Source organism: Fictibacillus aquaticus, from assembly GCF_002245695.1.
Taxonomy (GTDB): domain Bacteria; phylum Bacillota; class Bacilli; order Bacillales; family Fictibacillaceae; genus Fictibacillus; species Fictibacillus aquaticus.
The window spans coordinates 161,481-183,227 of the sequence record NZ_NOII01000003.1; the positions used below are offsets into that span (position 1 = coordinate 161,481).

19 protein-coding genes are annotated in these 21,747 nt (G+C 47.8%); 13 read left to right on the plus strand and 6 right to left on the minus strand.

Going from position 1 to position 21,747, the window contains the following annotated elements:
- Positions 1 to 163: 163 nt before the first annotated feature.
- The 4 genes from CGZ90_RS11250 (at position 164) to CGZ90_RS11265 (ending at position 4,766) form a co-directional block, all read left to right on the plus strand.
- Positions 164 to 2,221, plus strand: a complete 2,058-nt coding sequence (locus CGZ90_RS11250) for a catalase (protein ID WP_094252605.1) — start codon at positions 164 to 166, stop codon at positions 2,219 to 2,221.
- Between the two features lie 346 nt (positions 2,222 to 2,567).
- Positions 2,568 to 3,500: an AraC family transcriptional regulator gene (locus CGZ90_RS11255; RefSeq protein WP_094252606.1), complete on the plus strand. Its 933-nt coding sequence runs from the start codon at positions 2,568 to 2,570 to the stop codon at positions 3,498 to 3,500.
- Between the two features lie 19 nt (positions 3,501 to 3,519).
- Positions 3,520 to 3,921, plus strand: a complete 402-nt coding sequence (locus tag CGZ90_RS11260) for a DUF1761 domain-containing protein (RefSeq protein WP_094252607.1) — start codon at positions 3,520 to 3,522, stop codon at positions 3,919 to 3,921.
- A 128-nt stretch (positions 3,922 to 4,049) separates the two neighbouring features.
- Positions 4,050 to 4,766, plus strand: a complete 717-nt coding sequence (locus CGZ90_RS11265) for a DsbA family oxidoreductase (protein WP_094252608.1) — start codon at positions 4,050 to 4,052, stop codon at positions 4,764 to 4,766.
- 129 nt (positions 4,767 to 4,895) lie between these two features.
- Here the strand turns inward: CGZ90_RS11265 and pepT are convergent, their stop codons facing one another.
- The 3 genes from pepT to CGZ90_RS11280 are packed head-to-tail and all read right to left on the minus strand — an operon-like array spanning position 4,896 to position 7,630.
- Positions 4,896 to 6,128 (minus strand): peptidase T, encoded by a 1,233-nt coding sequence (pepT, locus tag CGZ90_RS11270; protein ID WP_094252609.1) that lies wholly within the window; start codon positions 6,126 to 6,128, stop codon positions 4,896 to 4,898.
- Between the two features lie 39 nt (positions 6,129 to 6,167).
- Positions 6,168 to 6,728 (minus strand): DEAD/DEAH box helicase family protein, encoded by a 561-nt coding sequence (locus CGZ90_RS11275; RefSeq protein ID WP_094252610.1) that lies wholly within the window; start codon positions 6,726 to 6,728, stop codon positions 6,168 to 6,170.
- Positions 6,725 to 7,630, minus strand: a complete 906-nt coding sequence (locus CGZ90_RS11280; protein WP_094252611.1) for a DMT family transporter — start codon at positions 7,628 to 7,630, stop codon at positions 6,725 to 6,727. The genes CGZ90_RS11275 and CGZ90_RS11280 overlap by 4 nt, the downstream gene beginning before the upstream one ends.
- A gap of 139 nt (positions 7,631 to 7,769) precedes the next feature.
- On the opposite strand from CGZ90_RS11280, the gene CGZ90_RS11285 reads away from it, so the two are divergent.
- The 7 genes from CGZ90_RS11285 to CGZ90_RS11315 all read left to right on the plus strand — a co-directional run bounded on the left by CGZ90_RS11285 (position 7,770) and on the right by CGZ90_RS11315 (position 14,452).
- The gene (locus CGZ90_RS11285) at positions 7,770 to 8,669 is read left to right on the plus strand and encodes a GNAT family N-acetyltransferase (protein ID WP_094252612.1); all 900 of its coding nucleotides are present in this window, start codon (positions 7,770 to 7,772) and stop codon (positions 8,667 to 8,669) included.
- A 69-nt stretch (positions 8,670 to 8,738) separates the two neighbouring features.
- On the plus strand, positions 8,739 to 10,292 hold the full coding sequence (locus CGZ90_RS11290; RefSeq protein WP_094252613.1) for an MFS transporter: 1,554 nt from the start codon (positions 8,739 to 8,741) through the stop codon (positions 10,290 to 10,292).
- A 91-nt stretch (positions 10,293 to 10,383) separates the two neighbouring features.
- The gene (locus tag CGZ90_RS11295; RefSeq protein ID WP_094252614.1) at positions 10,384 to 11,028 is read left to right on the plus strand and encodes a glycosyltransferase; all 645 of its coding nucleotides are present in this window, start codon (positions 10,384 to 10,386) and stop codon (positions 11,026 to 11,028) included.
- A 339-nt stretch (positions 11,029 to 11,367) separates the two neighbouring features.
- A complete protein-coding gene (locus tag CGZ90_RS11300) occupies positions 11,368 to 12,333 on the plus strand; it encodes a quinone oxidoreductase family protein (RefSeq protein WP_094252615.1) in 966 nt (321 codons plus the stop codon).
- A gap of 3 nt (positions 12,334 to 12,336) precedes the next feature.
- Positions 12,337 to 13,044 (plus strand): pseudouridine synthase, encoded by a 708-nt coding sequence (locus CGZ90_RS11305; protein ID WP_094253113.1) that lies wholly within the window; start codon positions 12,337 to 12,339, stop codon positions 13,042 to 13,044.
- A 112-nt stretch (positions 13,045 to 13,156) separates the two neighbouring features.
- The gene (locus tag CGZ90_RS11310; protein WP_094252616.1) at positions 13,157 to 13,870 is read left to right on the plus strand and encodes an MBL fold metallo-hydrolase; all 714 of its coding nucleotides are present in this window, start codon (positions 13,157 to 13,159) and stop codon (positions 13,868 to 13,870) included.
- 18 nt (positions 13,871 to 13,888) lie between these two features.
- The gene (locus CGZ90_RS11315; protein ID WP_094252617.1) at positions 13,889 to 14,452 is read left to right on the plus strand and encodes a TetR/AcrR family transcriptional regulator; all 564 of its coding nucleotides are present in this window, start codon (positions 13,889 to 13,891) and stop codon (positions 14,450 to 14,452) included.
- A 30-nt stretch (positions 14,453 to 14,482) separates the two neighbouring features.
- On the opposite strand, the gene CGZ90_RS11320 is transcribed toward CGZ90_RS11315, so the two are convergent.
- The 3 genes from CGZ90_RS11320 to CGZ90_RS11330 all read right to left on the minus strand — a co-directional run bounded on the left by CGZ90_RS11320 (position 14,483) and on the right by CGZ90_RS11330 (position 16,809).
- Positions 14,483 to 15,103, minus strand: a complete 621-nt coding sequence (locus CGZ90_RS11320) for an AmiS/UreI family transporter (protein WP_094252618.1) — start codon at positions 15,101 to 15,103, stop codon at positions 14,483 to 14,485.
- Between the two features lie 173 nt (positions 15,104 to 15,276).
- A complete protein-coding gene (locus tag CGZ90_RS11325) occupies positions 15,277 to 15,639 on the minus strand; it encodes a cupin domain-containing protein (protein ID WP_094252619.1) in 363 nt (120 codons plus the stop codon).
- A 21-nt stretch (positions 15,640 to 15,660) separates the two neighbouring features.
- On the minus strand, positions 15,661 to 16,809 hold the full coding sequence (locus CGZ90_RS11330; RefSeq protein ID WP_094252620.1) for a GNAT family N-acetyltransferase: 1,149 nt from the start codon (positions 16,807 to 16,809) through the stop codon (positions 15,661 to 15,663).
- 132 nt (positions 16,810 to 16,941) lie between these two features.
- Between CGZ90_RS11330 and CGZ90_RS11335 the strand changes: the two genes are divergently transcribed.
- Positions 16,942 to 19,233, plus strand: a complete 2,292-nt coding sequence (locus CGZ90_RS11335) for an ATP-dependent DNA helicase (protein ID WP_094252621.1) — start codon at positions 16,942 to 16,944, stop codon at positions 19,231 to 19,233.
- 443 nt (positions 19,234 to 19,676) lie between these two features.
- The gene (locus CGZ90_RS11340) at positions 19,677 to 21,746 is read left to right on the plus strand and encodes a hypothetical protein (RefSeq protein WP_094252622.1); all 2,070 of its coding nucleotides are present in this window, start codon (positions 19,677 to 19,679) and stop codon (positions 21,744 to 21,746) included.
- Position 21,747: the final 1 nt, after the last annotated feature.

The following is a 21,747-nucleotide window of genomic DNA, read 5'->3' on the forward strand; positions in this document are numbered from 1 at the left end:
TTCAACTCTAAACTGGCGCGTATCCATCAATATTCCTTTACCCTTAAAAGCCAATAATAATGTCTGTTTCCCTTCATATGATCCGTTAGTGCTAGTTTTAATAGCTAGATTGAGGGAATAGGTTTTGAGAATGTACATAGCTTTTTAATGATCTGGAGGGATAATGTTGAAAAAAGACGAACAACTAGAACAGTATCGATCGGATAATGATGGAAAAAAGCTAACGACGAATCAAGGTGTGCGCATCACAGACGATGAGCATTCATTAAAAGCGGGCCAGCGCGGTCCGACACTCATGGAAGATTTCCACTTCCGCGAAAAGATGACCCATTTTGACCATGAGCGCATTCCAGAGCGTATCGTTCATGCCCGCGGATATGCAGCACATGGTGTGTTTGAAGTGTATGAATCAATGAAAGAGTACACGAAAGCTGGGTTTCTTCAGGATCCTGGTGCTAAAACTCCAGTGTTCGTCCGTTTTTCAACGGTAGCCGGCTCGCGTGGATCGGGCGATACGGTCCGTGATGCCCGCGGGTTCGCGACAAAGTTTTATACTGAAGAAGGTAACTACGACCTCGTTGGAAATAATATTCCCGTGTTTTTTATTCAGGATGCGATAAAGTTTCCTGATTTGGTTCACTCATTTAAACCGGAGCCGCATAATGAAATGCCGCAGGCGTCGACAGCACATGATACGTTCTGGGATTTCGTCGCAAACAATACAGAATCAGCCCACATGATCATGTGGGCGATGAGTGACCGAGCTATTCCGCGCAGTTTCCGTATGATGGAAGGGTTCGGCGTCCATACGTTCCGTTTTGTGAACGATCAGGGCAAGGCGCGTTTTGTAAAATTCCATTGGAAGCCTGTACTCGGCGTTCATTCTCTCGTGTGGGACGAGGCGCAAAAGATTGCGGGCAAGGATCCTGATTTCCACCGCCGCGATCTGTTCGAGGCGATCGAGATGGGCGATTATCCGGAGTATGAGCTTGGTGTTCAGATGATTGATGAGGAAGACGAATTCAGCTTCGATTTTGATATTCTTGATCCGACGAAAGTATGGCCGGAGGAGCAAGTTCCGGTTAAGATTATCGGAAAAATGACGTTGAACAAAAACGTGGATAACGTGTTTGCAGAGACCGAACAGGTGGCATTCCATCCTGGTCATGTCGTGCCAGGCATCGATTTTTCGAATGACCCGCTGCTGCAAGGCCGTCTGTTCTCTTATACAGATACCCAGCTGTCACGTCTAGGAGGACCGAACTTCCACGAGATTCCGATCAACCGTCCGGTGTGTCCGTTCCACAATAACCAGCGTGACGGCATGCACCGCATGACGATTGACCGCGGTCCTGTTTCTTATCATAAAAACTCGCTGCAAAAAGGGTATCCGCAGACTTCTTCTGTTGAGGAAGGCGGATATGAGCATTATCAGGAAAAAGTAGATGGGAAGAAGGTAAGGCAGCGCAGCGAGAGCTTTGCCGACCATTATTCGCAGGCGCGACTGTTCTGGAACAGCATGACGCCGGTCGAAAAACAGCATATCGTCAAGGCATTCTGTTTTGAGGTCGGAAAAGTAAAATCCAAGGACGTTCAGCAGCAGGTGGTGAATATGTTCAGCAACGTGGACGTATCGCTTGCTGAAGAAATCGCGTTGAGTGTCGGGGCGAAGGTGCCTGAAAATGCCGCAGCGGTTGACGTGAGCGCGACATCACCGGCACTCAGTCAGGAAAAAACGGCGAAAAGCCCGAAGACGAGAAAAGTCGCTGTTCTTGTTGATAAAGGCTTTGATTATGCCGAGGTGACCGCTGTGCTGCAGGAATTGAAGAGTGCCGGCGTGATGCCAGAGGTGGTAGGCCGTCATTTAGGAAACGTGCTGAGTGCTGACGGGCAGCCGCTTGAGGCTCAAAAAACATTCCTGACAACAGACTCTGTACTGTATGACGGTGTGTACGTGGCCGGCAGCGAAGGATTCTTGGAAAGTGTGAAAAAGATGCCGGAAGTGGCGGACTTTATCACCGATACGTTCAAGCACTTCAAGACCCTTGGTGCATCCGGCATTGCGGCAGAGCTTGTCGTGTCGCTTTGCGAAGGGAAAGGGATCGTTAGTGAAGAAGCGGGTGTACTTCTGAATGAGGCAGGCGGAGATTCTGCTTCGTTTGGGAAGAAGCTCGTCGAGGCCGTGACCGTTGACAGGCATTGGGTGCGGGTGCAGCAATAATAATGTGAGGATAGAGCAGGTTCCATGGTGTAGATGCCGTGGGACCTGTTTTTTTTGCGTAAGAGCGGAGTGAGTTCACGGGGGAGTAATTGAATTTGAGGCGAGGTGCAAATAAACGGTTAATGCTGCAAACAAACGTGTCGATAAATAAATATGAAGTATGTGCAAAAGTGAGCATGCAAACAAATTTTGAGATTTGCAAATAAGAGGCCGAAATTTGCAAATAAAACGTTAAGATTTGCAAATAAATAGCTCGGATCTGCAAATAAAATAATCGCGGGGTACCGTACCCCACAATTCCATTTATAATAAAGAGAAATCTATTAAAACGGCAGGGGTATAAGAGATGAACGAGCAGCAAAGCCGCATTTATAAAGTGCTGGATTACATACATAGCAATCTAAACGAAAATTTGCCTTTAGACGTTCTTGCTGAGAAGTCCACCTATTCTTCCTTCCATTTTCATCGTCTTTTTGCGGAAGTCATGCAAGAGACACCTGCTGATTATGTGAAGCGTGTGAGACTGGAAAAGGCAGCGCATATGCTCATTTATGAACCTCATGTTTCGGTGACAGAAATCGCCTACGAGTGCGGTTTTGGCTCGCTGTCTTATTTCACGACGGCGTTCAAGGATACTTTTCAAAACAGCCCTAAAGCTTGGCGTGAGGGCGGCTATCTTGAAAGATTTTCGAAGCCGTATCTGCATAGCAAGAAATCTAAACAAATGAGCAAAAATCAGAAAGAAAGCGGCGGGGAAAATCCATATAATCAAATTCAAAGGCTGAATCTTGAAAAGGTAACGACAGTGGAGCTTCCTGAGCGGACGTTTGTTTTTGCCCCGCACTTTGGAGCGTATTCAGAGGATATTGCAGAAACTTGGGAACAGGTTTACAGCTGGGTGAAGGCGAGAAACCTGTTATCAGCCAACAGCATGATAATCGGTTTGCCGCAAAACAATCCATACATTACCCCGCATGATAAATGCCGGTATGACTGCTGTATCTCTATTCCCGGCGAACTGAGCAGCTCAGAACAGGCGGCTAGCGTAACAATCCCAGGCGGAAGGTATGTATTTTACGAGTTTGAGGAGCCGGTTGCTTACGAGGATCGCCAGCTGTTAATCGAATGCTACGCTGAAATATACAGCATCTGGCTGCCGAGAAGCGGTTACCGTTATTTGGGCAATCCGGTCGAAATCGTTCAGGTAGAGGAAGTTCGAGGCACACTTGATCTGTTATGCAGAATTAAAAGCATTGCGCTTCCGATTGAGCCGAAATAATGAGAGGCAGGAAAATAAAATGGTTGAGTTGCAGAATTTAAATCTATTAGCCGTGCTGGCAGGCGGTTTTATTTACATGCTGTTTGGCGCACTGTATTATTCACCGATTGCGTTTGGTAAAACGTGGACGGTGATCCACCAGGAAAGGTTCAGCGCATACGGCGATGGTGCAAAATACGGTGTGGCCGCGGCTGCCGCGTTTATTAGCTCCTTTTTAATCGCTGTGATCGTAAACGATGCTGGGGCAGATAGCGTGGCAGACGGATTAGTGATCGGATTGATTCTCGGGTTGCTTATCGCTGTTGCACTATTAAAAAACATGATGTTTGGCATGATGCCGAAGAAGGCGTATTTCATCGCAGCAGGTGATCACGCTATTATCTATATTGTGCTGGCTGTACTGCATGCAGTTTGGCGTTAAGGGGAATGCTCCGGTCTATTAGACTGGAGTTTTTTATTTACCTGTATGCGAATTGCTTTCCATTATTTTTACAGAACGATATACTGTGCATAATAACCGATGAGTTTTAAAGCGGGAGGACGATAGAAATGAAAGTAGAAATCTGGTCAGATATCGCATGTCCATTTTGTTATATAGGAAAAAGAAAGTTTGAGACGGCGCTGGAGGATTTCGGGCAGAGTGCCGATATCGAAATAGAATTCAAAAGCTTTGAACTGGATCCTAACGCCAAAAAGGGTACAAACATGAGCAACTACGAGATGCTTGCTGCGAAATATGGCATGAGCATTGAACAGGCGAAGGTAACTAGTAATAATGTAGCTCAGCAGGCGCGAGCTGTAGGGCTGGAGTTTGATTTTGATAAAAACATTCTAACGAACACGAAGGATGCTCATAGGCTTCTTCATCTAGCTAAGGAAAAAGGCAAAATGATAGAGCTGAAAGAGCGTATATTAAAGGCTTACTTCACAGAAGGACTGGATGTCGGCGATCATGAAGTGCTGGCTGGGCTGGCTGAGGATGCTGGTCTGAGCAAAGAAGAAGCGAGCCGCGTGCTGACAGACGGTTCTTACAGTGCAGCGGTGGAGCACGATGAAAATGAAGCACGCGAGCTTGGAATCACAGGAGTACCGTTCTTCGTATTCAACCGAAAATATGCCGTATCAGGCGCACAGAATCCGGAGCATTTCCTCGATGTGCTAAACCAGGTGTACGAAGAGGAAAAAGGGAAGCCGGCGCTTAAAATGATGAACAGCAAGGCGAAAACTGAGTACTGCTCTGGAGATAATTGCGGAGAAGAAGAATAGTTTATATTAAAAAACCACACAGCTTCGCTGTGTGGTTTTTTTGATGTGAAGCTTTGTGGGGTCCGATACCATTCCGTAAATCGGCCGCTATAGCATCGATTACGGTGAATGGTACCGGACCCCGATGTTTTAAGCTCTTTCTTCGTAAAGCTTGATGATCTCGATCATAACGTTGACGGCTTTTTCCATGTTGTCGACGGAGACGAACTCGTATTTGCCGTGGTAGTTTTCACCGCCTGTGAAGATGTTTGGCGTCGGCAGCCCCATGTAGGATAGCTGTGATCCGTCTGTGCCGCCGCGGATCGGTTCAATGATCGGCTTTATATCGAACTTTTTCATCGCATCAGAAGCGATTTCGACGATTTCCTTTACAGGCTCGATCTTTTCGCGCATGTTGTAGTACTGGTCGCCCATCTCAAGTGTTACGCTTTTTTCGCCGTACTTTTCTTGGAATTCAGCGACTGTTTCCTGAATAAGTGCTTTGCGCGCTTCGAATTGATCGCGGTCATGGTCGCGGATGATGTAACCGAGTCTTGTATCCTCTACATCACCTGTGATGCCAGTCAGGTGGAAGAAGCCTTCGTAGTTTTCCGTATGCTCAGGTGCTTCGTCAGCTGGCAGCGCGCTGTTGAATTCCATCGCAATTTTCGCAGAGTTGACCATTTTTCCTTTTGCCGTGCCTGGGTGGACGTTCGTTCCTTTAAAGTTGATTTTTGCGTAAGCGGCGTTGAAGCTTTCGTACTGAAGCTCTCCGAGAGGTCCGCCGTCCATCGTGTAGGCATATTTCGCGCGGAATGCTTCCACATCGAATTTATGCGGTCCACGTCCGATCTCTTCGTCAGGTGTGAATGCGACGCGGATTTCGCCGTGTTTGATTTCCGGGTTGGCGATCAGGTGCGCCATCGCAGTCATGATTTCAGCGATACCCGCTTTGTTATCTGCGCCAAGAAGGGTCGTTCCGTCTGTTGTGATGAGTGTGTGACCGACATAGTTTTTGAGATTAGGGAACATGTCGGGTGACAGTACGACATCCAGCTCTTCGTTAAGGACGATGTTACCGCCGTCATAATTTTCACGAAGCTGCGGGTTTACGTTCGTCCCTGTAAAATCAGTTGCTGTATCTACGTGAGCAAGAAATCCAATCGTTGGCACATCTTTATCTGTATTTGAAGGCAAAGTCGCCATCACATAGCCGTTGTCATCGATCGTTACTTCTTCCATTCCGATAAATTTAAGCTCGCCGACAAGCTGGTTGGCAAGCTCAAGCTGTCCAGGTGTGGACGGACAAGAAGCATTCGCATAGCTTGACTGCGTATCTACTTTTACATAAGAGGTGAGGCGTTCGATCAATTCGTTCTTCATTTCTTCATCTCCCTTTGAGTACATATGTATATTCTACCATTATAGCTGGAATCTGGTTTTAATGAGCTCTGCCGTTTCAGCTGCTGATAGATTTGTATTGTTGATTTTGATGTAATTTTCCCTTGTTATTTCGCCATCTCGAGAGTTGAGGCGGTATTTTTCCATCGACGTTACAACATCGTGATCCGACCACTCCAAATCACGTTTCGTCGGTTTGTGCTGCAGCCGGTGCTCCGTCCTGTTTCGTTCGAGTCTCGTGTTGAGTTCAGATTCCAGCTCAACAAAATAAACTTCGGCTCCATAAGATTCAAACAGCTCAACTGTCCGGTTCACAAAATCCCAATCGCTTTGCTCGTTGAACGCCCATACATATGTAAAAATAAGCCCGTACATATTGCTCTTTGCAGCTTCCTCAAACATCTCCTCTCGAAAAAGGTTCACGAGCCGGTTGAACGGCTTTGTGCCGTAATCAAAAAAAGGAACAATCAGATCGATCGTCATATGGTTATGAAAAAGCTTGAGCTGTGTGGTTTTCTCCAGCTCATGACCGATCGTCATTTTGCCCGCAGCTTGCGGACCGAATAGCAGGATAAACTTCATAGTGAATTTTCCTTTCCTTTTTCAAGTACAGCAATGCTTTGTATGTCTCTCTGACTCGCCAAATACACACCGGCAAACACGAGAAGCCCGCCGAAAACCTGAACGGCTGTAATGCTATTTCCGAGCAGCATGCTTAAGATGGCCGTGAAAACTGTGATCAAGTTCAAATAGATACCGGCTTTTCCTGGGCCGGTTTTGCGGATTGCTGTATTCCAAAGAATATACGAGCATACAGAAGGAAACAGTGCAATGTAAATAAGTCCGGACGCCGCATGCCAGCTGATCTGCTGAGGAAGGCTGCTAGTCAGGAAGAAAGGCAGAGTGACGGCAAGACCGAGCACGACAGAAACAGACGTCGCTGCGATCGGAGGAATGTCCTTTAAACTGCGGCCGATGATAGAGTACAGCGTCCATACAAGAATCGCGAGCAGCATGAGCAGATCGCCTTGATTGTAGCTCATAGTGAAAACTTGAAGGACATGGCCATCTGTCAGAACGAACAAAACGCCGACTAGAGAAAGTAACAGACCCATTATGTTTTTTCGCGAAATCTTTTCTTTTAGCATTAAAAAGGAGAACAGGACCATAACGGCGGGGTTGAGTGAATTGACGAGTGCCGCGTTCATAGAAGAGGTGTGCTGCAATGCCTCGTATAGAATCGTGTTATAGCCGACGATGCCGAGCAGGGACAGAAGCAGAAGTGTCTTCCATTTTCTCCAAACGAGCCGCCAGTCGGGTTTTTCCATATAATGAGCGGCCGGGAACAGAAGGAACACGGCAATCAGCCAGCGGGAAAACGTAAGCTGGACGGGAGAAAGCTCCGTCACAACGCTTTTGGCAAACACATAGTTACCTGCCCAAAAAAGGGTGGCGAAAATAAGAAATACATAATATTTTTTCATAGTGAGCCCATACTCTCTGATGATTTGTCTTAATTTTCAACCAATAATAACAGATGGGACAGGTTGATTCAATGTGTAAAAAATTTACAGTGCATCATGAGAGTTTTATAATATGAAGTGAAAAAGGGGGCTGAAGAGGATGAGAGTAGAATGTTTAACGCGGGAAAAAGTTCCTGCTTTCAAGAGGTATTGTCAAAAACATATTCAGAAGCTCGATCAGTCATATATCACGGTTACAGAACTGGATTCTTTTCAGCCCGATGAGAAAAACCCGACGTACGTTGCTTTTGATGAGAACGGGGAGATGACCGCTGCGGCGTCATTGATTATAAACAGCAGCACAAAAGCGCGATTCCGGATTTTTCATAGTGATTCAGGCGAGCCGGATATCTATAAGCAGCTGTTTGACGCGATGCAAAAGCATACGCAAAAGCTGAACTACGTGTACCTTTTTACACAGGAAACAGAAACAAACCACCGGCAAATGCTTGAGTCGGCGGGGTTTGAGGTGGAGAGATACTCGTATGTGCTGGCGCGGGAGCCGAAGCGTGTGCTTGCCCTTGATCTGCCAGATGGCTGCACAATAGTGCCGTTCGTGTTTGATCGGGATGAAGAGCTTTTCTGTGAGGTGCGAAACGCCGCGTTTGCACAGCATCCGGGAAACGAGACACTTTCATCGGATATCATCAACCAAATAATAAACTCAGCTTACTATTTGGAAGGCGGCATGATGCTGCTTAAACATAACGACCGGGCAGTTGGAGCGGTGAGGGTAGAGAAGGAAATGGAAAACGGGGAGCAGGTTATCTTTATCAGCTCGCTGTCTGTATTGCCGGAATATCAAGGCAAAGGCTTAGGGCGGCAGCTGCTGCGTGCTTGTCTGCAGCTTGGTGAAGAAAAAGGAATTCCGAAAGCTATGCTGTGCGTGGACAGCCAGAACGACCGCGCTGCTCAACTTTATGAGAAAGAAGGCTTTGAAAAGATCGAAAGCTATGTTTGTCTTGGGCGAACTGTCCCGAACGGCAAATTAGTTATATAGTTCATTTATTTACACTTGTACGGGGTGTATTCTGTTTATAGCTTATTTATAAGGAAGAAGGGAAACGTAATGCAGGATAAAAGGATGCGGTATGTGGTGCTGGCGATGGCGCTCGGGCTTTTCATGTCGTCGCTCGATAATACGATTGTGTCTGCTAGTATCAATCAGGTTATCAAGGATATCGGCGGCTTTGAGCAGATGAGCTGGATTTTTACCGCTTATATGCTTGCAGCGACGAGTACGATGCTTGTTTTTGGAAAAATGAGCGACTTGTTTGGCCGCAAGAAATTTTACATGATCGGGATCGGATTGTTCCTGATCGGTTCGGCTCTTTGCGGGACAGCGCAAACAATAGATCAGCTTATTTTTTACCGTGTTATTCAAGGAATCGGGTCAGGCGCGATATTCCCGATCTCGTTTACGATTATTTATTCGGTATCGACCGATCCAAAGCAGGCGGCGAAAATGTCAGGCGTGTTTGCCGGAATCTTCGGCATCTCATCTGTACTCGGGCCGCAGATCGGAACATGGATTTCAGAAGCATCATGGCTTGGATGGCGCTGGTGTTTCTACGTAAACCTGCCGTTCGGGATTCTGTCGATGATCACGCTGTTCTTCTCGTTAAAAGAATCTAAGTCTGAGAAGAAGCCAAAAGTCGATTACGCGGGAACGCTGCTTCTCATCATGTCGACTGTCATGCTCCTCCTTGGCCTTGAGTGGGGCGGCAAGGATTACGCGTGGAATTCTGTGCAGATTATCGGTCTGTTTGCCGGTGCTGCGGTTTCGATTGCATTATTTTTATGGGTGGAATCACGGGCAGAAGAGCCGGTGCTGCCGCTTACTATTTTTAAAGATAAAATGGTGTTTGGGACGAGTGCCGTTGTGTTCTGCCAAGGCGCGATAATGTTCTCGGCGATCACGTATTTGCCGATCCTGTCTGTGGCGGTTATCGGCAACGAAAACTCAAACAGCGTGCTGACGCCGATGATGTTTCCGATTATGGTCGGCGCGATTCTCGGCGGATTTCTCTGTACGAAGCTAAAGTTCCGTTCTATCATGGCTGTTTCAATGGCGACTGGAATCGTGGTCGCTTATCTTCTTGGATCGATCACTCATAACACGGCGAAATGGGAAGTTACGACGATCATGGTCGTTCTTGGACTCGTCGTTCTCGGACCACTCATGAGCGTTTCGCAAAACGCAGTGGCGCAGTCTGTAGATGCCCGTTATATGGGGATCGCTTCATCCGTCGTCGGGTTCTGGCGCAGCATTGGCGGTGTAATGGGTGCCGCTATCACGGCTACTATCGTTAACAACCATCTAAAAGACAAGATGAGCGAGTTTGCGGCTGCGTCGGGACTGCCAGCAGGGCAGGCCGAGAAAATGGCTAAGCCTGAGATTCTCATGCAGGACAATATTCAGCTGCCGCCGCAAGTTGTCAGCTTTATGCGCGATGCGGTCGAGTCAGCGCTTCATAATGGTTTTTACGTCGGACTTGTCGCGTGTGCGATCGGATTTGCCATCTCACTGACTGTCGGGAACACGAAATATGTGTTTTTGAAAAAGAACGGGCCTGAGGGCTTAGAGAAGAAAGAAGAAGAGCGGGAATTGGTGACGAACTAAATTTTACTGAGCTTGAGGGCATAGTCCTCAGGCTTATTTTTTTGCATGAAAGAAGTGCTGTGTACAAAACCTAACTGTGAAAGGAGATGATATGATGAAAATAAGAAATACATTAGTTGTGCTAACATGTATCTTCGCGCTGACAGGAGCGCCGGCAGCCGCTAAGGAGGCTGCGAGAATTCAACAAAAACCATGTTATTCACAGCAGGCACTCACGCTTCATTCACATATGCGGAAATTGTGGAGTGATCATGTGCAGTGGACAAGAAGTTATATTGTAAGTGCTCTTGCTGGTCTTCCGGATCAGGATGCTGCGTTAAAGAGGCTCCTTAGAAATCAAGAGGATATCGGAAACGCTGTCGGTCAGTATTATGGGAAAAAAGCAGGCGATAAGCTGACAGGGCTTTTAAAGGAGCACATCATGATTGCGGGGCAGCTCGTTGCTGCAGTGAAAAGCGGCAATCAAGCCGACGTGGAAAAGTACAATAAGCTGTGGTACAAAAATGCCGACGATATTGCTGGATTTTTGAGCAGCGCGAATCCAAACTGGCCGAAAAAAGAAATGAAAGCTCTTTTGGACAGGCATTTAAAATTAACGACGGATGAAGTGGTTTATCGAATGAAGAAAGATTGGGTTTCCGATATTAAGGCGTATGACTTGGGCTACGATCATATTTTGGTGCTGGCTGATACATTGTCAAAAGGGATCATGAAGCAATTTCCTCAGAAGTTTTAATGAGAGATGTAAGCAAGGTCCTTGTGGCTTTGCTTTTTTGTATGAATGTATTCAGCGAATGTGTGTCGAATTTTGTCAAATGGCACATATCTTTAAAATATGGCACATAATGCTTCAAAAACGGCACACAACCCGATAAATCGGCACATAACACTCGAAAATGGCACATATCCGGCGGACTGAACGTTTTCGGAGAAGCTCACCCTCTTCCAGCACACTCAAACACTTAAAATTGACGGCTCGTGATGTGCTTTTTAGAATAAAGGAAGGTTATTGTAAGAAAATAAACATGTTTTCTCATCGTTTTCAACCGATGAGACCATGAAACGAGGGATACATATGAAAGCTTTAGTTTTTCATAAATTCGGTGGTCCGGAAGTGCTGCAATATGAGGAAATTTCAGAGCCTGTTATCGGGCCGGATGAAATTCTCGTCCGCATGAAGGCGATCGGGCTAAATTACGCGGACGTTTACCGCCGTAAAGGAAACTACCATCTAGCGGGAAATCCGCCGTACATCCCGGGCTACGAGGGTGCGGGTGTTGTTGAAGAGGTAGGCAGCAATGTAACAGGAATCCGGCCGGGAGACCGCATCGGGTTTGCTGATGTGCCGTTCGCGAATGCTGACCTTGTAGCGGTTCCATATGAAAAAGCAATTCCGCTGCCAGACGGGATCTCATTCGAGACCGCGTCATCCATTTTCCTGCAGGGACTGACTGCGCATTATTTAACGCGCGACAGCTATCCGGTGAAGCTCGGCTCGACGGTGCTCGTGCATGCTGCGGCTGGGGGTGTTGGCCAGCTTCTCGTCCAGATGGCGAAGCTCCTTGGCGGCCGTGTCATCGGGCTCACGTCATCAGATGAAAAAGCAAAGGCAGCAAGAGCGGCTGGGGCTGACGTTGTGTACTTGTACAGCGATGACTGGAAACAGAAGGTGCTGGATGCTACGGAAGGCAGAGGCGTTGATGTTGTGTATGAATCGGTTGGCTCGACGTTGATGGAAAGCTTTGAAGCGACGAGAATCGGCGGAACGGTCGTGTTTTATGGAATGGCAGGCGGAGATCCGGCGCCGGTTGATCCGCGTATGCTGATGGACACGTCTAAAACGCTGACGGGCGGGGATTTGTGGAACGTGCTGACGAACCGTGAAGAGCGCGTGAAACGGTCGGCTGAGCTGTTTGGCTGGATTGCAGAAGGTCAGCTAAAAGTGGCGGAACCAACGGTGTTCGCACTGAGTGAAGGCGGCAAGGCACATGAACTGCTTGAAAGCCGTAAAAGTACAGGCAAGATTTTGCTGCGTCCTTAAATGATACGAATTCAAAAATATATGAGCGAGACGGGGCGGTTCTCGCGGCGTGAGACCGATCGGCTGATTAAGGCCGGGCGGATTATGGTGAACGGTGAGGCTTGTCATAAGGATTCGCTAATTGCCGCGGATGATGTAGTGATGGTGGATGGAGAGCGGGTTGAGCGGCAGCAGGATGTTCGCGGCGTTTACATCCTGCTTAACAAACCGCGCGGCATCACGACAACTGCGCAGCCAGCGGTGGAAGGCAACATCATCGATTTTGTCGGGCATAGTGAACGGATTTTTCCTGTCGGCAGGCTGGACAAGGATTCTGAAGGGCTGATGCTGCTGACCAATGACGGCAGCATCGTGAACAATATAATGAAGTCGGAGTTTGGCCACGAAAAAGAGTATGAGGTCACGGTGGATCAGCCTGTGACACAGCTGTTTTTAGATAAAATGGCGGCAGGGGTTGAGATTCTCGGCGGGGTGCGGACGCTTCCTTGCAGGACGTGGCAGGTAAGTCCGTACGTGTTTCGCATTGTCCTTACACAAGGTTTGAACCGCCAGATCAGGAGGATGTGCAAGACATTAGGATATAACGTTATCCGATTGAAACGCGTCAGGCTCATGAATCTGACGCTGAATGGCTTGGAGACAGGGGAATGGCGGGAACTAAAAGCGGCAGAATTACAGGAAATGAATGATCTGTTGAGTGGAGAGAGCTGAGTTAGCGCTCTCTTTTTATTTTGTCGAACGATTCTTTGCACAAAACTAATATCATTAGTTTATAATAAAACTAAGAGCATTAGTTTTTGAAGAATAAAGGGGTTTTGATAAAATGAGAATCACAAAGGAACAGTCCGTTTATCAGTTAACTACCATGCCGCGAATGTTTCCGGTGAACTGTTATTTGGTTGAAGAAGAGAAGGAGCTCACGCTGGTGGACGCTGCAATGCCGTTCAGCGCTGCGGGAATCTTGAAAGCGGCTGGAGATATCGGAAAGCCGATCACTCGCATCGTTATCACTCATGCACACGAAGATCATGTTGGTGCGCTTGATAAAATTAAAGCTGCGGTTCCGGATGCGCGCGTTTATATTTCGAGGCGTGATGCCCGTTTGATCGAAGGCGACCGGTCGCTGGATGCTCATGAGGCGCAGACGCCGATTAAAGGCGGTGTACCGAAAAAGATGATCACCCGTCCGGATGTGCTGCTTGAAGAGGGAGATAAAATCGGTTCTTTGCTGGCTATATCATCACCGGGACACACACCGGGCTCGATGTCTTTTATGGATGTAAGAAACAACATCATGATCGCCGGTGATGCGTTTCAGACAAGAGCAGGTTTTGCGATCTCCGGCCAGGTGCGTTTCTGGTTCCCGTTTCCGGCATTGGCGACTTGGGACAAAAAGACGGCTGTGGCGAGTGCGGAAAAACTGCTTTCTTATCGCCCGTCTGTTCTGGCGATTGGGCATGGCGAGATGCTTAAGGCCCCTGAAGAGCACATCCGTAACGCCATCATGCTTGAAGAAGCGGCAGCATCTAAGGCTTGATTAAAAGGAGAGTAGGTTATGTCACCTAGAATTGGCTTGGATTTGGATAAAGTGGTAGAGGCTGCGGTGGAGATCGTGGACAACGAAGGATTTGGTGCTTTGACGTTAGCGATACTTGCGAAAAAACTCAATATACGTACCCCGTCTCTTTATAACCATATCGACGGGCTGCCAGCATTGAAACAGAAAATAGCTGTTTTTGGTTTAGAAAAATTGTTTTCTGTGATGGAAGAGGCTTCAAAAGGGCGAACTGGCGATGCTGCGATTATGAGTGTCGGAATTGCATATGTGAATTTTGTAAGGTCTCATCCCGGCCTTTATGAGGCAGGGTTTAAGCCGGCAGATCTTGACAGCGAGGAGCAGATGGCGGCAGGAGCTAAAATCGTTGAACTGTCGCTGAAATTGCTGCGTTCATATGGATTGAACGAACGTGATGCGTTCCATGCAGTCCGAGGATTGCGCAGCCTATTGCATGGGTTTGCCTCAATCGAACAGGGCGGGGGTTTTGCGATGGATTTTGACCGTGATGAAAGCCTGCGATTTACATTGGAACGATATTTGGCAGGATTAAAAAGTATGTAAAAAGGAAGGCCGCAGGGACCTTCCTTTTTCTTATGCAGTCTGTGTGTTGTATTCTTTTTTAGCGGTGATCGCATAACGTACCGTAACAATCACAAAATAAGCGATAGATGCGAGTGAAACGAACAGCCAGATTTGCTGTACGTTCGGAGTGCTCCAGACGCCAAGCATCATGAGCATCGCTGGGATCGTGAGAGTCGTCCATGACTGAACGAAAGCGATTTTGCCGATATACGCTTCAATCGGCTTTTTAACGGCGGATAAAAGGTAGAACAAGAACCATAGAAACGCCCACATGATCCAGATCAGTGTGTTGACGATGTCGTTTTGCTGTACGAAGTAAACGGCTGCGTAAACGAGTGCGACGATCGCGACCCAAAGCGAGTACCAGCCTAGTCCTGTTGTATCAAGATCTTTAAGGATCGTGACACCTAAGTACAAGTATGTGAGTCCGAAAAGAAAAATGGCTCCATTATTGAACGTGGCCCAGCTGGATCCGTCCGATGTGATGACAAGGTAAAAAGGCGCGGCGATCTGAAAAGCACCGACAAATAAGTTGAAAATGGCTGCGCTGCGAGCGTCAGCTTTGCCGGAAAGCATCATGCTGTTGATGAAAAGCGCGGCACCTGAAAGAAATAATCCGATAGCTCCCATATGTGAACCTGCCGAGTGAATAAGGCAGGACAACCTCCTTTTTGGTTGAAAAGTAAAGATGTCAGACCTCTGACTAATTTACTATAGTCAATTTCCTCTCCGTTATCAATAGCGCTTTCACAGTAAATTGTGGCAGGCTATTGAAAAATAAAAAAAGCCGGAGTATCCGGCTTTTAAAAAGTATCTCGTAATGGCATGAAATTAGAAGGATTGAGCTCCTCACTTTCTATAACGATGGCTGTTAAGCCTTTTTTAGTAGTAGTTTCATGACCTTCACCCTTAGTCCAAAAAACGGCGTCGCCTGTTTGTACGTGAACTCTTTCTTCATCCTCACCGCACACCCAGCCTTCTCCTTCCACGATCAAAAGCAGCTGTGGAACGACCGCATCATGATAGCCAATGACCCCGTTTTCCTCAAGGTGCATACAGCCGATGTGTGCTGGTTTAGACGTCATCATAATCCGAGACATAATGAAATCAGACTCGAAATGCGTTATTTTCTTTCCTGCTTTTTTATCAAAACGGTAGATTTCCAACGCTGCGGACCTCCTTAATCGTTAAAAGAAATCGATGAAACATACTGATTTTGTTGTGATGATCTCAGCAAGTGCATCCAAGTCTTCGCGAGATCCTGCGATTTTCTCCGTCTCATATAAAACGGCTGGCGGCATCGCGTTCAGCAACAGCGCGGTCAAGGTGCCGATGTCCATGGTTAGGCCAGTGCTGCTGTCTCCAGTGGTAATTCCTTCTTCTCCAATTCGGTAAGCGCTGTTGTTCCAAGGGCATTGGCTGTCTGTGACGGTGATTGTTATCGGACGCGATATATTTTCAAACGGATAGAGCTGCAAAAAGCCTTCAACGTCAACTATACGCGCCATGAAATAAGGATACAGCTCCTGCTTGATGCGCGGGTTTTGCAGGTGATAAGCGAGACTGTCATTTTCGGGCGCGACGATTTTCACTTTGTCGACCATCGAATCGTGCTGCGCGATAAAATTCCAGAGCGCACGGCGAGCCGTTTCGTTTAAGTAAACCATTTCTTGGACGTCCAGCAGCTTGTCAGCAGCCTTGCAGCAAAGGTAGCCTTCCGCCTCATTATTTTCGTTAAAATAAACGACGCGGTTATAGCCGTCCGTGAACACATGATGGTTCCACCAATTATCGTCGCGGACGAGCATATGATTGAATTTCGCGAACCATTGCTCGTAAACACTGTTCAGCACATCGTTGCCTTCGTCTTTTCCGAACCGCTTTATCCGGCCAGGTCCATCAGGATAGCGGAACAGATCTTTCTTTTCGAGCTCATATTTTTTTAAAGATGCGGTCAATTCCCAACCAAAGCGGCGGTAAAAGTTAATGTCGAACGGGTGAAGGAGGCTGATCGTCTGGCCTCGTTCCTTCATGGATTGCAAAGACTGCTTCAGCAGACGAGTGACCGATCCTTTGCGGCGGTGCTCAGGATACGTTGCAACTCCCGCAATTCCGCCCATTTCGAACAGTCTGTCTCCAATGTTGATCTTCTTGTGCAGTATGTGAAGCTTGGAAATGAGCGCATCGTCTTCATACTCACCCCAAATTTCATGCGTCTTCAGCATGTCGATTCGCCGCTCATAATCCTCGCTCGGCACACTGTATTGGAACGCGTATTCCGAAAGTTTAATCGCCTCGTCAAAATCTGTTTCTGTTAACTTGCGCATTTCGATCATGAGTACCGTACCCCCTAAGTATGTATGGTGTTATTTTACAGGGGGACAAGCTAGTGTGGGAAGCGATAGCCCTTATTTAGTCTGAAAACTGGTAAAATAGAACGACGAGATAAGAACGGGGAGGAATGCGGGATGAGTGAAGCAGTAAAGATATCAGTACGGTCGCTGGTAGAGTATGTGTACCGCAGCGGCAGCATCACGTCAGGCTTCATGACTTCCGCAAGTTTGACGGAAGGGACGAAGGCGCACCAGAAAATACAGAAAACGTATGGAGAAAATGATGAGCGAGAGGTGTATTTGAAGTGTGAGGTCGAGCTGGAGGGAATGACCTTCTTGATCGACGGTCGTGCGGACGGCCTTCTTTATAATGATGACGGCAAAGTGACGGTGGATGAGATCAAATCAACCGCCCGCGATCTGGCTGATGTGGAGGAGGACTCCCATCCAGTTCACTGGGCGCAGGCGAAGTGCTACGCGTATATGTATTCTCTCGATCACGGGCTGTGCGATATGAACGTGCAGCTGACGTATGTTCACGTTCATACCGAGGAAAAAAAGCGATTTGTCCGGGAGTTTTCGTTTAAGGAGCTTGAGGGGTTCGTTTTCGAGGTGGCAGAAGCGTTTGTGCCATATGCGCGCATGCTTGCTGATCATGAGAAGCAAAGGAATGAGAGCATCCGTGAGCTACCGTTTCCATATGAGAAATACCGTGAAGGGCAGCGGAAACTGGCGGGCGCAGTATACAAGTCGATCGCGGACAGCCGTACGCTTTTTGCCAACGCCCCGACCGGGACAGGAAAGACGATCAGTGTGACGTTCCCGGCAGTTAAGGCGATCGGCGAAGGCCATCTGCAGCGATTTTTTTATTTAACGGCAAAAACGATCACAAGAACGGCGGCGGAAGAGGCATTCCGGCACATGCAGTCAGGCGGGCTGCATATGCACACGGTGACGATCACGGCAAAGGATAAGGCGTGTTTAAAAGAAGAAACGATCTGCCAAAGTGATTATTGCGAGTTTGCGGACGGTCATTATGACCGGATCAACGGCGCGATGCTTGATATTTTAAGTAACGAAACGGTGATGACGCGTGATGTGATTCAGGAATATTCGCGTAAGCACCGGGTTTGTCCGTTCGAGTTTTCAATTGATCTGGCATATGCTTCAGATGCCGTAATCTGCGACTATAATTACGTGTTTGATCCAAAGGTGTCGTTGAAGCGGTTGTTCGAGGAGCAGAAGAAAAAAGCTGCGATCCTCGTGGATGAGGCGCATAATCTTGTCGACCGCGCGCGTTCGATGTTTTCGGCTGAGATTGAGAAAAAAGTGTTTCTGCAGCTGAAGCGGGAGTTCAAAGGACGCGATGCTGGGGTACGGTACTCAGCTTCAGCCCTGAATGACCACCTGTTAAATGCGCGGAAAAAGATGGAGCCGGAGCGGGAAAGTGTCGATGCAGCGCTGCCGGAGGAGCTTGTGGATCTGCTCGAGGAATTTTGTGTTCAGGCTGAGCGGGTGCTGGCTTCTGGAAGCGAAGACAGCGAGCTGCTGCTTGAGGCGTATTTTGCGGCCATGAGCTTTATACGTATCGCTGATTTATATGATGAGCGGTTCGTCACGTTTATGGAGCACGACCGGAGTGAGGTGCGGGTGAAGCTGTTCTGTCTGGATCCTTCGCAGCTTGTAAGTGAAGCGGGCCGTCGGTACCGGTCTCGTGTGTATTTTTCTGCGACATTATCGCCGTTAGGGTATTTCCGCGAGATGCTTGGCGGTGTGCCGGAGGATTATGTGTTCAAAATTCCGTCTCCGTTTCCGAAAGAAAACTGGGATGTGTACGTTCAGCCGCTTTCGACGCGCTACCGCGACAGGGAGCGGTCTTATGAGCCGATCGCGCGAACATTGGCTGAGGTGCTCGCCGGTAAGCCGGGGAATTTTCTCGTGTTTTTTCCGTCGTATGCGTACATGAACGAGGTGTATGAGGCATTTATTGCGCGTGATGATGGGATTGAAACGGTCTTGCAGCAGCCTGGCATGAGAGAGGATGAGCGGGAGGCGTTTTTGGCTGCTTTTAAGGCAGACCAGCAAGGGACGTTTCTCGGGTTCGCGGTCATGGGCGGCATCTTTTCTGAAGGTGTGGATTTAAAAGGCGACCGTTTGAACGGTGTAGCGGTCGTTGGTGTCGGGCTGCCTCAGTTAGGTTTGGAGCGGAATATCATTAAAGACTATTTTAATGGCAGCGGCCGGAGCGGCTACGATTATTCGTATGTGTATCCTGGCATGAACAAGGTGCTTCAGGCTGGCGGCAGGCTCATCCGGTCTGAGGAGGACACGGGAACGATTCTGCTGATCGACGACCGGTACTTGACGCCGAAATACCGTGCGCTGCTGCCTGAGGAATGGCAGGATTTTACGGTGTTGAATAGATGAAGAGGTTAGGCTGTCCTATTAATATATGGGGCGCCTTTTTTTGTTGTGAGTGTACTCTTTTGCTGCATTTTTTCATATCACATCAGCAAAATCTAACTTTTGAAATTAAAAAGGGCAGTTTATCTTTACCTATTTGCTCTGAAAACTGCATCGGCACATCAGTTTTGAGAGTTTTTACATCATTTCAAGGATTTCTTAAAGCATTTCAAAATTTTCTTATAGCATTTCATCAATTTCTTACAGCATTTCCTTAAAATCATACTACTTTTCTTATTGTGGGTGTGGGGGTCCGGTACCAAAGGTACCGGACCCCCACTACCACCTTTTTGTCAATTACATGTAATTTTGCAATATTCATTGTTTGATATAGCAGGAATCTGTATAATGGTTTTTGTTGAGATTGAGAATTATTATCATTCGGTTATTAGGGAGAGAACATAGATATGAAATTGAAACCGTTTAATACGATGGCAACGGCTGCTGTGGCGATGAGCTTGATGCTTGCAGGCTGTTCTGCTGGCAGCAGTGAAAAGGAGAAGGAAGAAGGCAAATCTTCCTCACCAGTAACCGTTAAGCCGACTGACTATACATTTGATACAGCAAGCAACATGTTTGCTTACGCGGAGTTTGAGCTATCAGGAGAGCCGCTTGTTGAAGGGCTTGGGCTTGATCTGGACATCCTAGATCCGAAGAAGGTGGATCAGCCGGCGAAGTTTGATTATACGGCTGGGATCGAGGCATATGAGTACTCTGAGGAAGCGATGTATGAGGTTGTTGAGAAATCAGGGCTTGGTCTTCACCTGCTGAACGGGCCAGTCATTCAAAAAGCAGCAAAAGAAGAAGGCAAGAAGCCTGAGGAAGTGCTTGGGGAGCGTTTTTATAAGCTGGCTGATTCCGTCGGATATCCAAAAGAGGAAATCTTCTCGAACATGTATCCGACGATGATCGAGTACGCTTACGGCGACCCGCATTATTCGCAAAAAGTTGAGACTGGCGAGTATGCTCCGGGCGAGGACGGCGCGTATGTGCCGGAATATCAAGTAAACTTTGAATCTCTCCGCTGGGACCGCAGCCGTATGGAGAAGCTTTTGACGCCAGCAGCTTACGGGGGAACGTTCCTGAAGCAGGCGCTTTGGGCGGGTGACTTTATGGGCGGATTCCATACAGTGGATAAGGATGAAGAGCTTGCCGGCGAAACGCCGAAAGATGATGACGACAAGAACATAAGGCTTGGCGTGAGCTCTGCGGACGGCATGCAAGGTGTGATTTTAACAGAAGAGATCTGGAACAAGCTGAACTATGTTCACGATTCATTGTTCTATCAATCTGCTAAAGGCGAGCTTGGAAAAGCAGGTCTTGGCAGCGAATATGATCCATCAAAAGGGTTCGTTTATCTGCCTCACGCGACTGAAGTGACGGAGGGCGGAAGTGAAGCTGCGCCAAACGCAGAGTCGCTGAACGTGACGGACAAGAGCAGCAAGCTGAACGACCAGTGGATGATGCTATGGCCATCTGCTGAATTCTTCGGCATGACGGACCAGCGTGCGGATAATAAAAACACGCCGCCGTCGTTCCGTGCGTTGTTTGACGGTGAGCCGTTTGCAGCTGCACCAAAAGAAAACACAGACAATGATCCTGCAAACGATGTTGTGTCTGACGATGCGTTCTCGGTAAACCGTGACGTGATGCTGCATACATTTAAAAACTTAGACGCGATGCACTTCAACAATGACGAAGGCACGTTTGTGACGGAGCATGACGGAAAAACGCAAGGCACTAAAGTAGATGCGTTTGAAGCGGGCTACACGATTGAGTCGCTTCGCATCTTCCAGCGCGCGATCGATGGACTTCCAGTTGGCTATGCGAGCGGCGAGGCTGCAAAAGGACTTGAAACGGCTGAAGGAAAGCGTGCATTGGAGCTTATCCGCAAGCAGGCTGATTTTATGATGAATGAGATGATCAATGACTCTGGGCTTGTTACAGAGAGCTATACGATTGGCAAGGGTAAAGAAGGCAATGAGACGCTGAAGGCGCAGCTAGGTGCGATCCGCGGCCTGAACGCGGCGTTCCTTGCGACAGAGGATGAGAAGTACCGTGATGCTGCACGAAAGCTTTATGCAGCGATGGATGAAAAGCTGTGGGACAAGAAAGCACATGCGTATGAGACAGCTAAAGGCGAGATGAAATACGATCCTGCAACAGCAGGGGCGGTCGCGGCTGTGTACCGTGTGGCATTGAATAACTTGAGCAATTCAAGCGGCGACGATGCGGTGAAAGCGTTAGATAAGGAAACGATCGTAAACCGCTATACTGACTTTTTTGATACTGTAATTGATGGACCAGGTCTTGATGAAGGAATGCAGACTAGCGAGTTCTGGGATACAGGCGATTTTTATAAAAAAGGCGATAAGAGCGAGAATACAGACGGCGACAACGTTCCGCAAATTCAGGCGGGACATGGAAAGTACGGCATTTCGCCAGTGCTTGTGCCGGTTGAAGTAAAGAAAAAGTAAA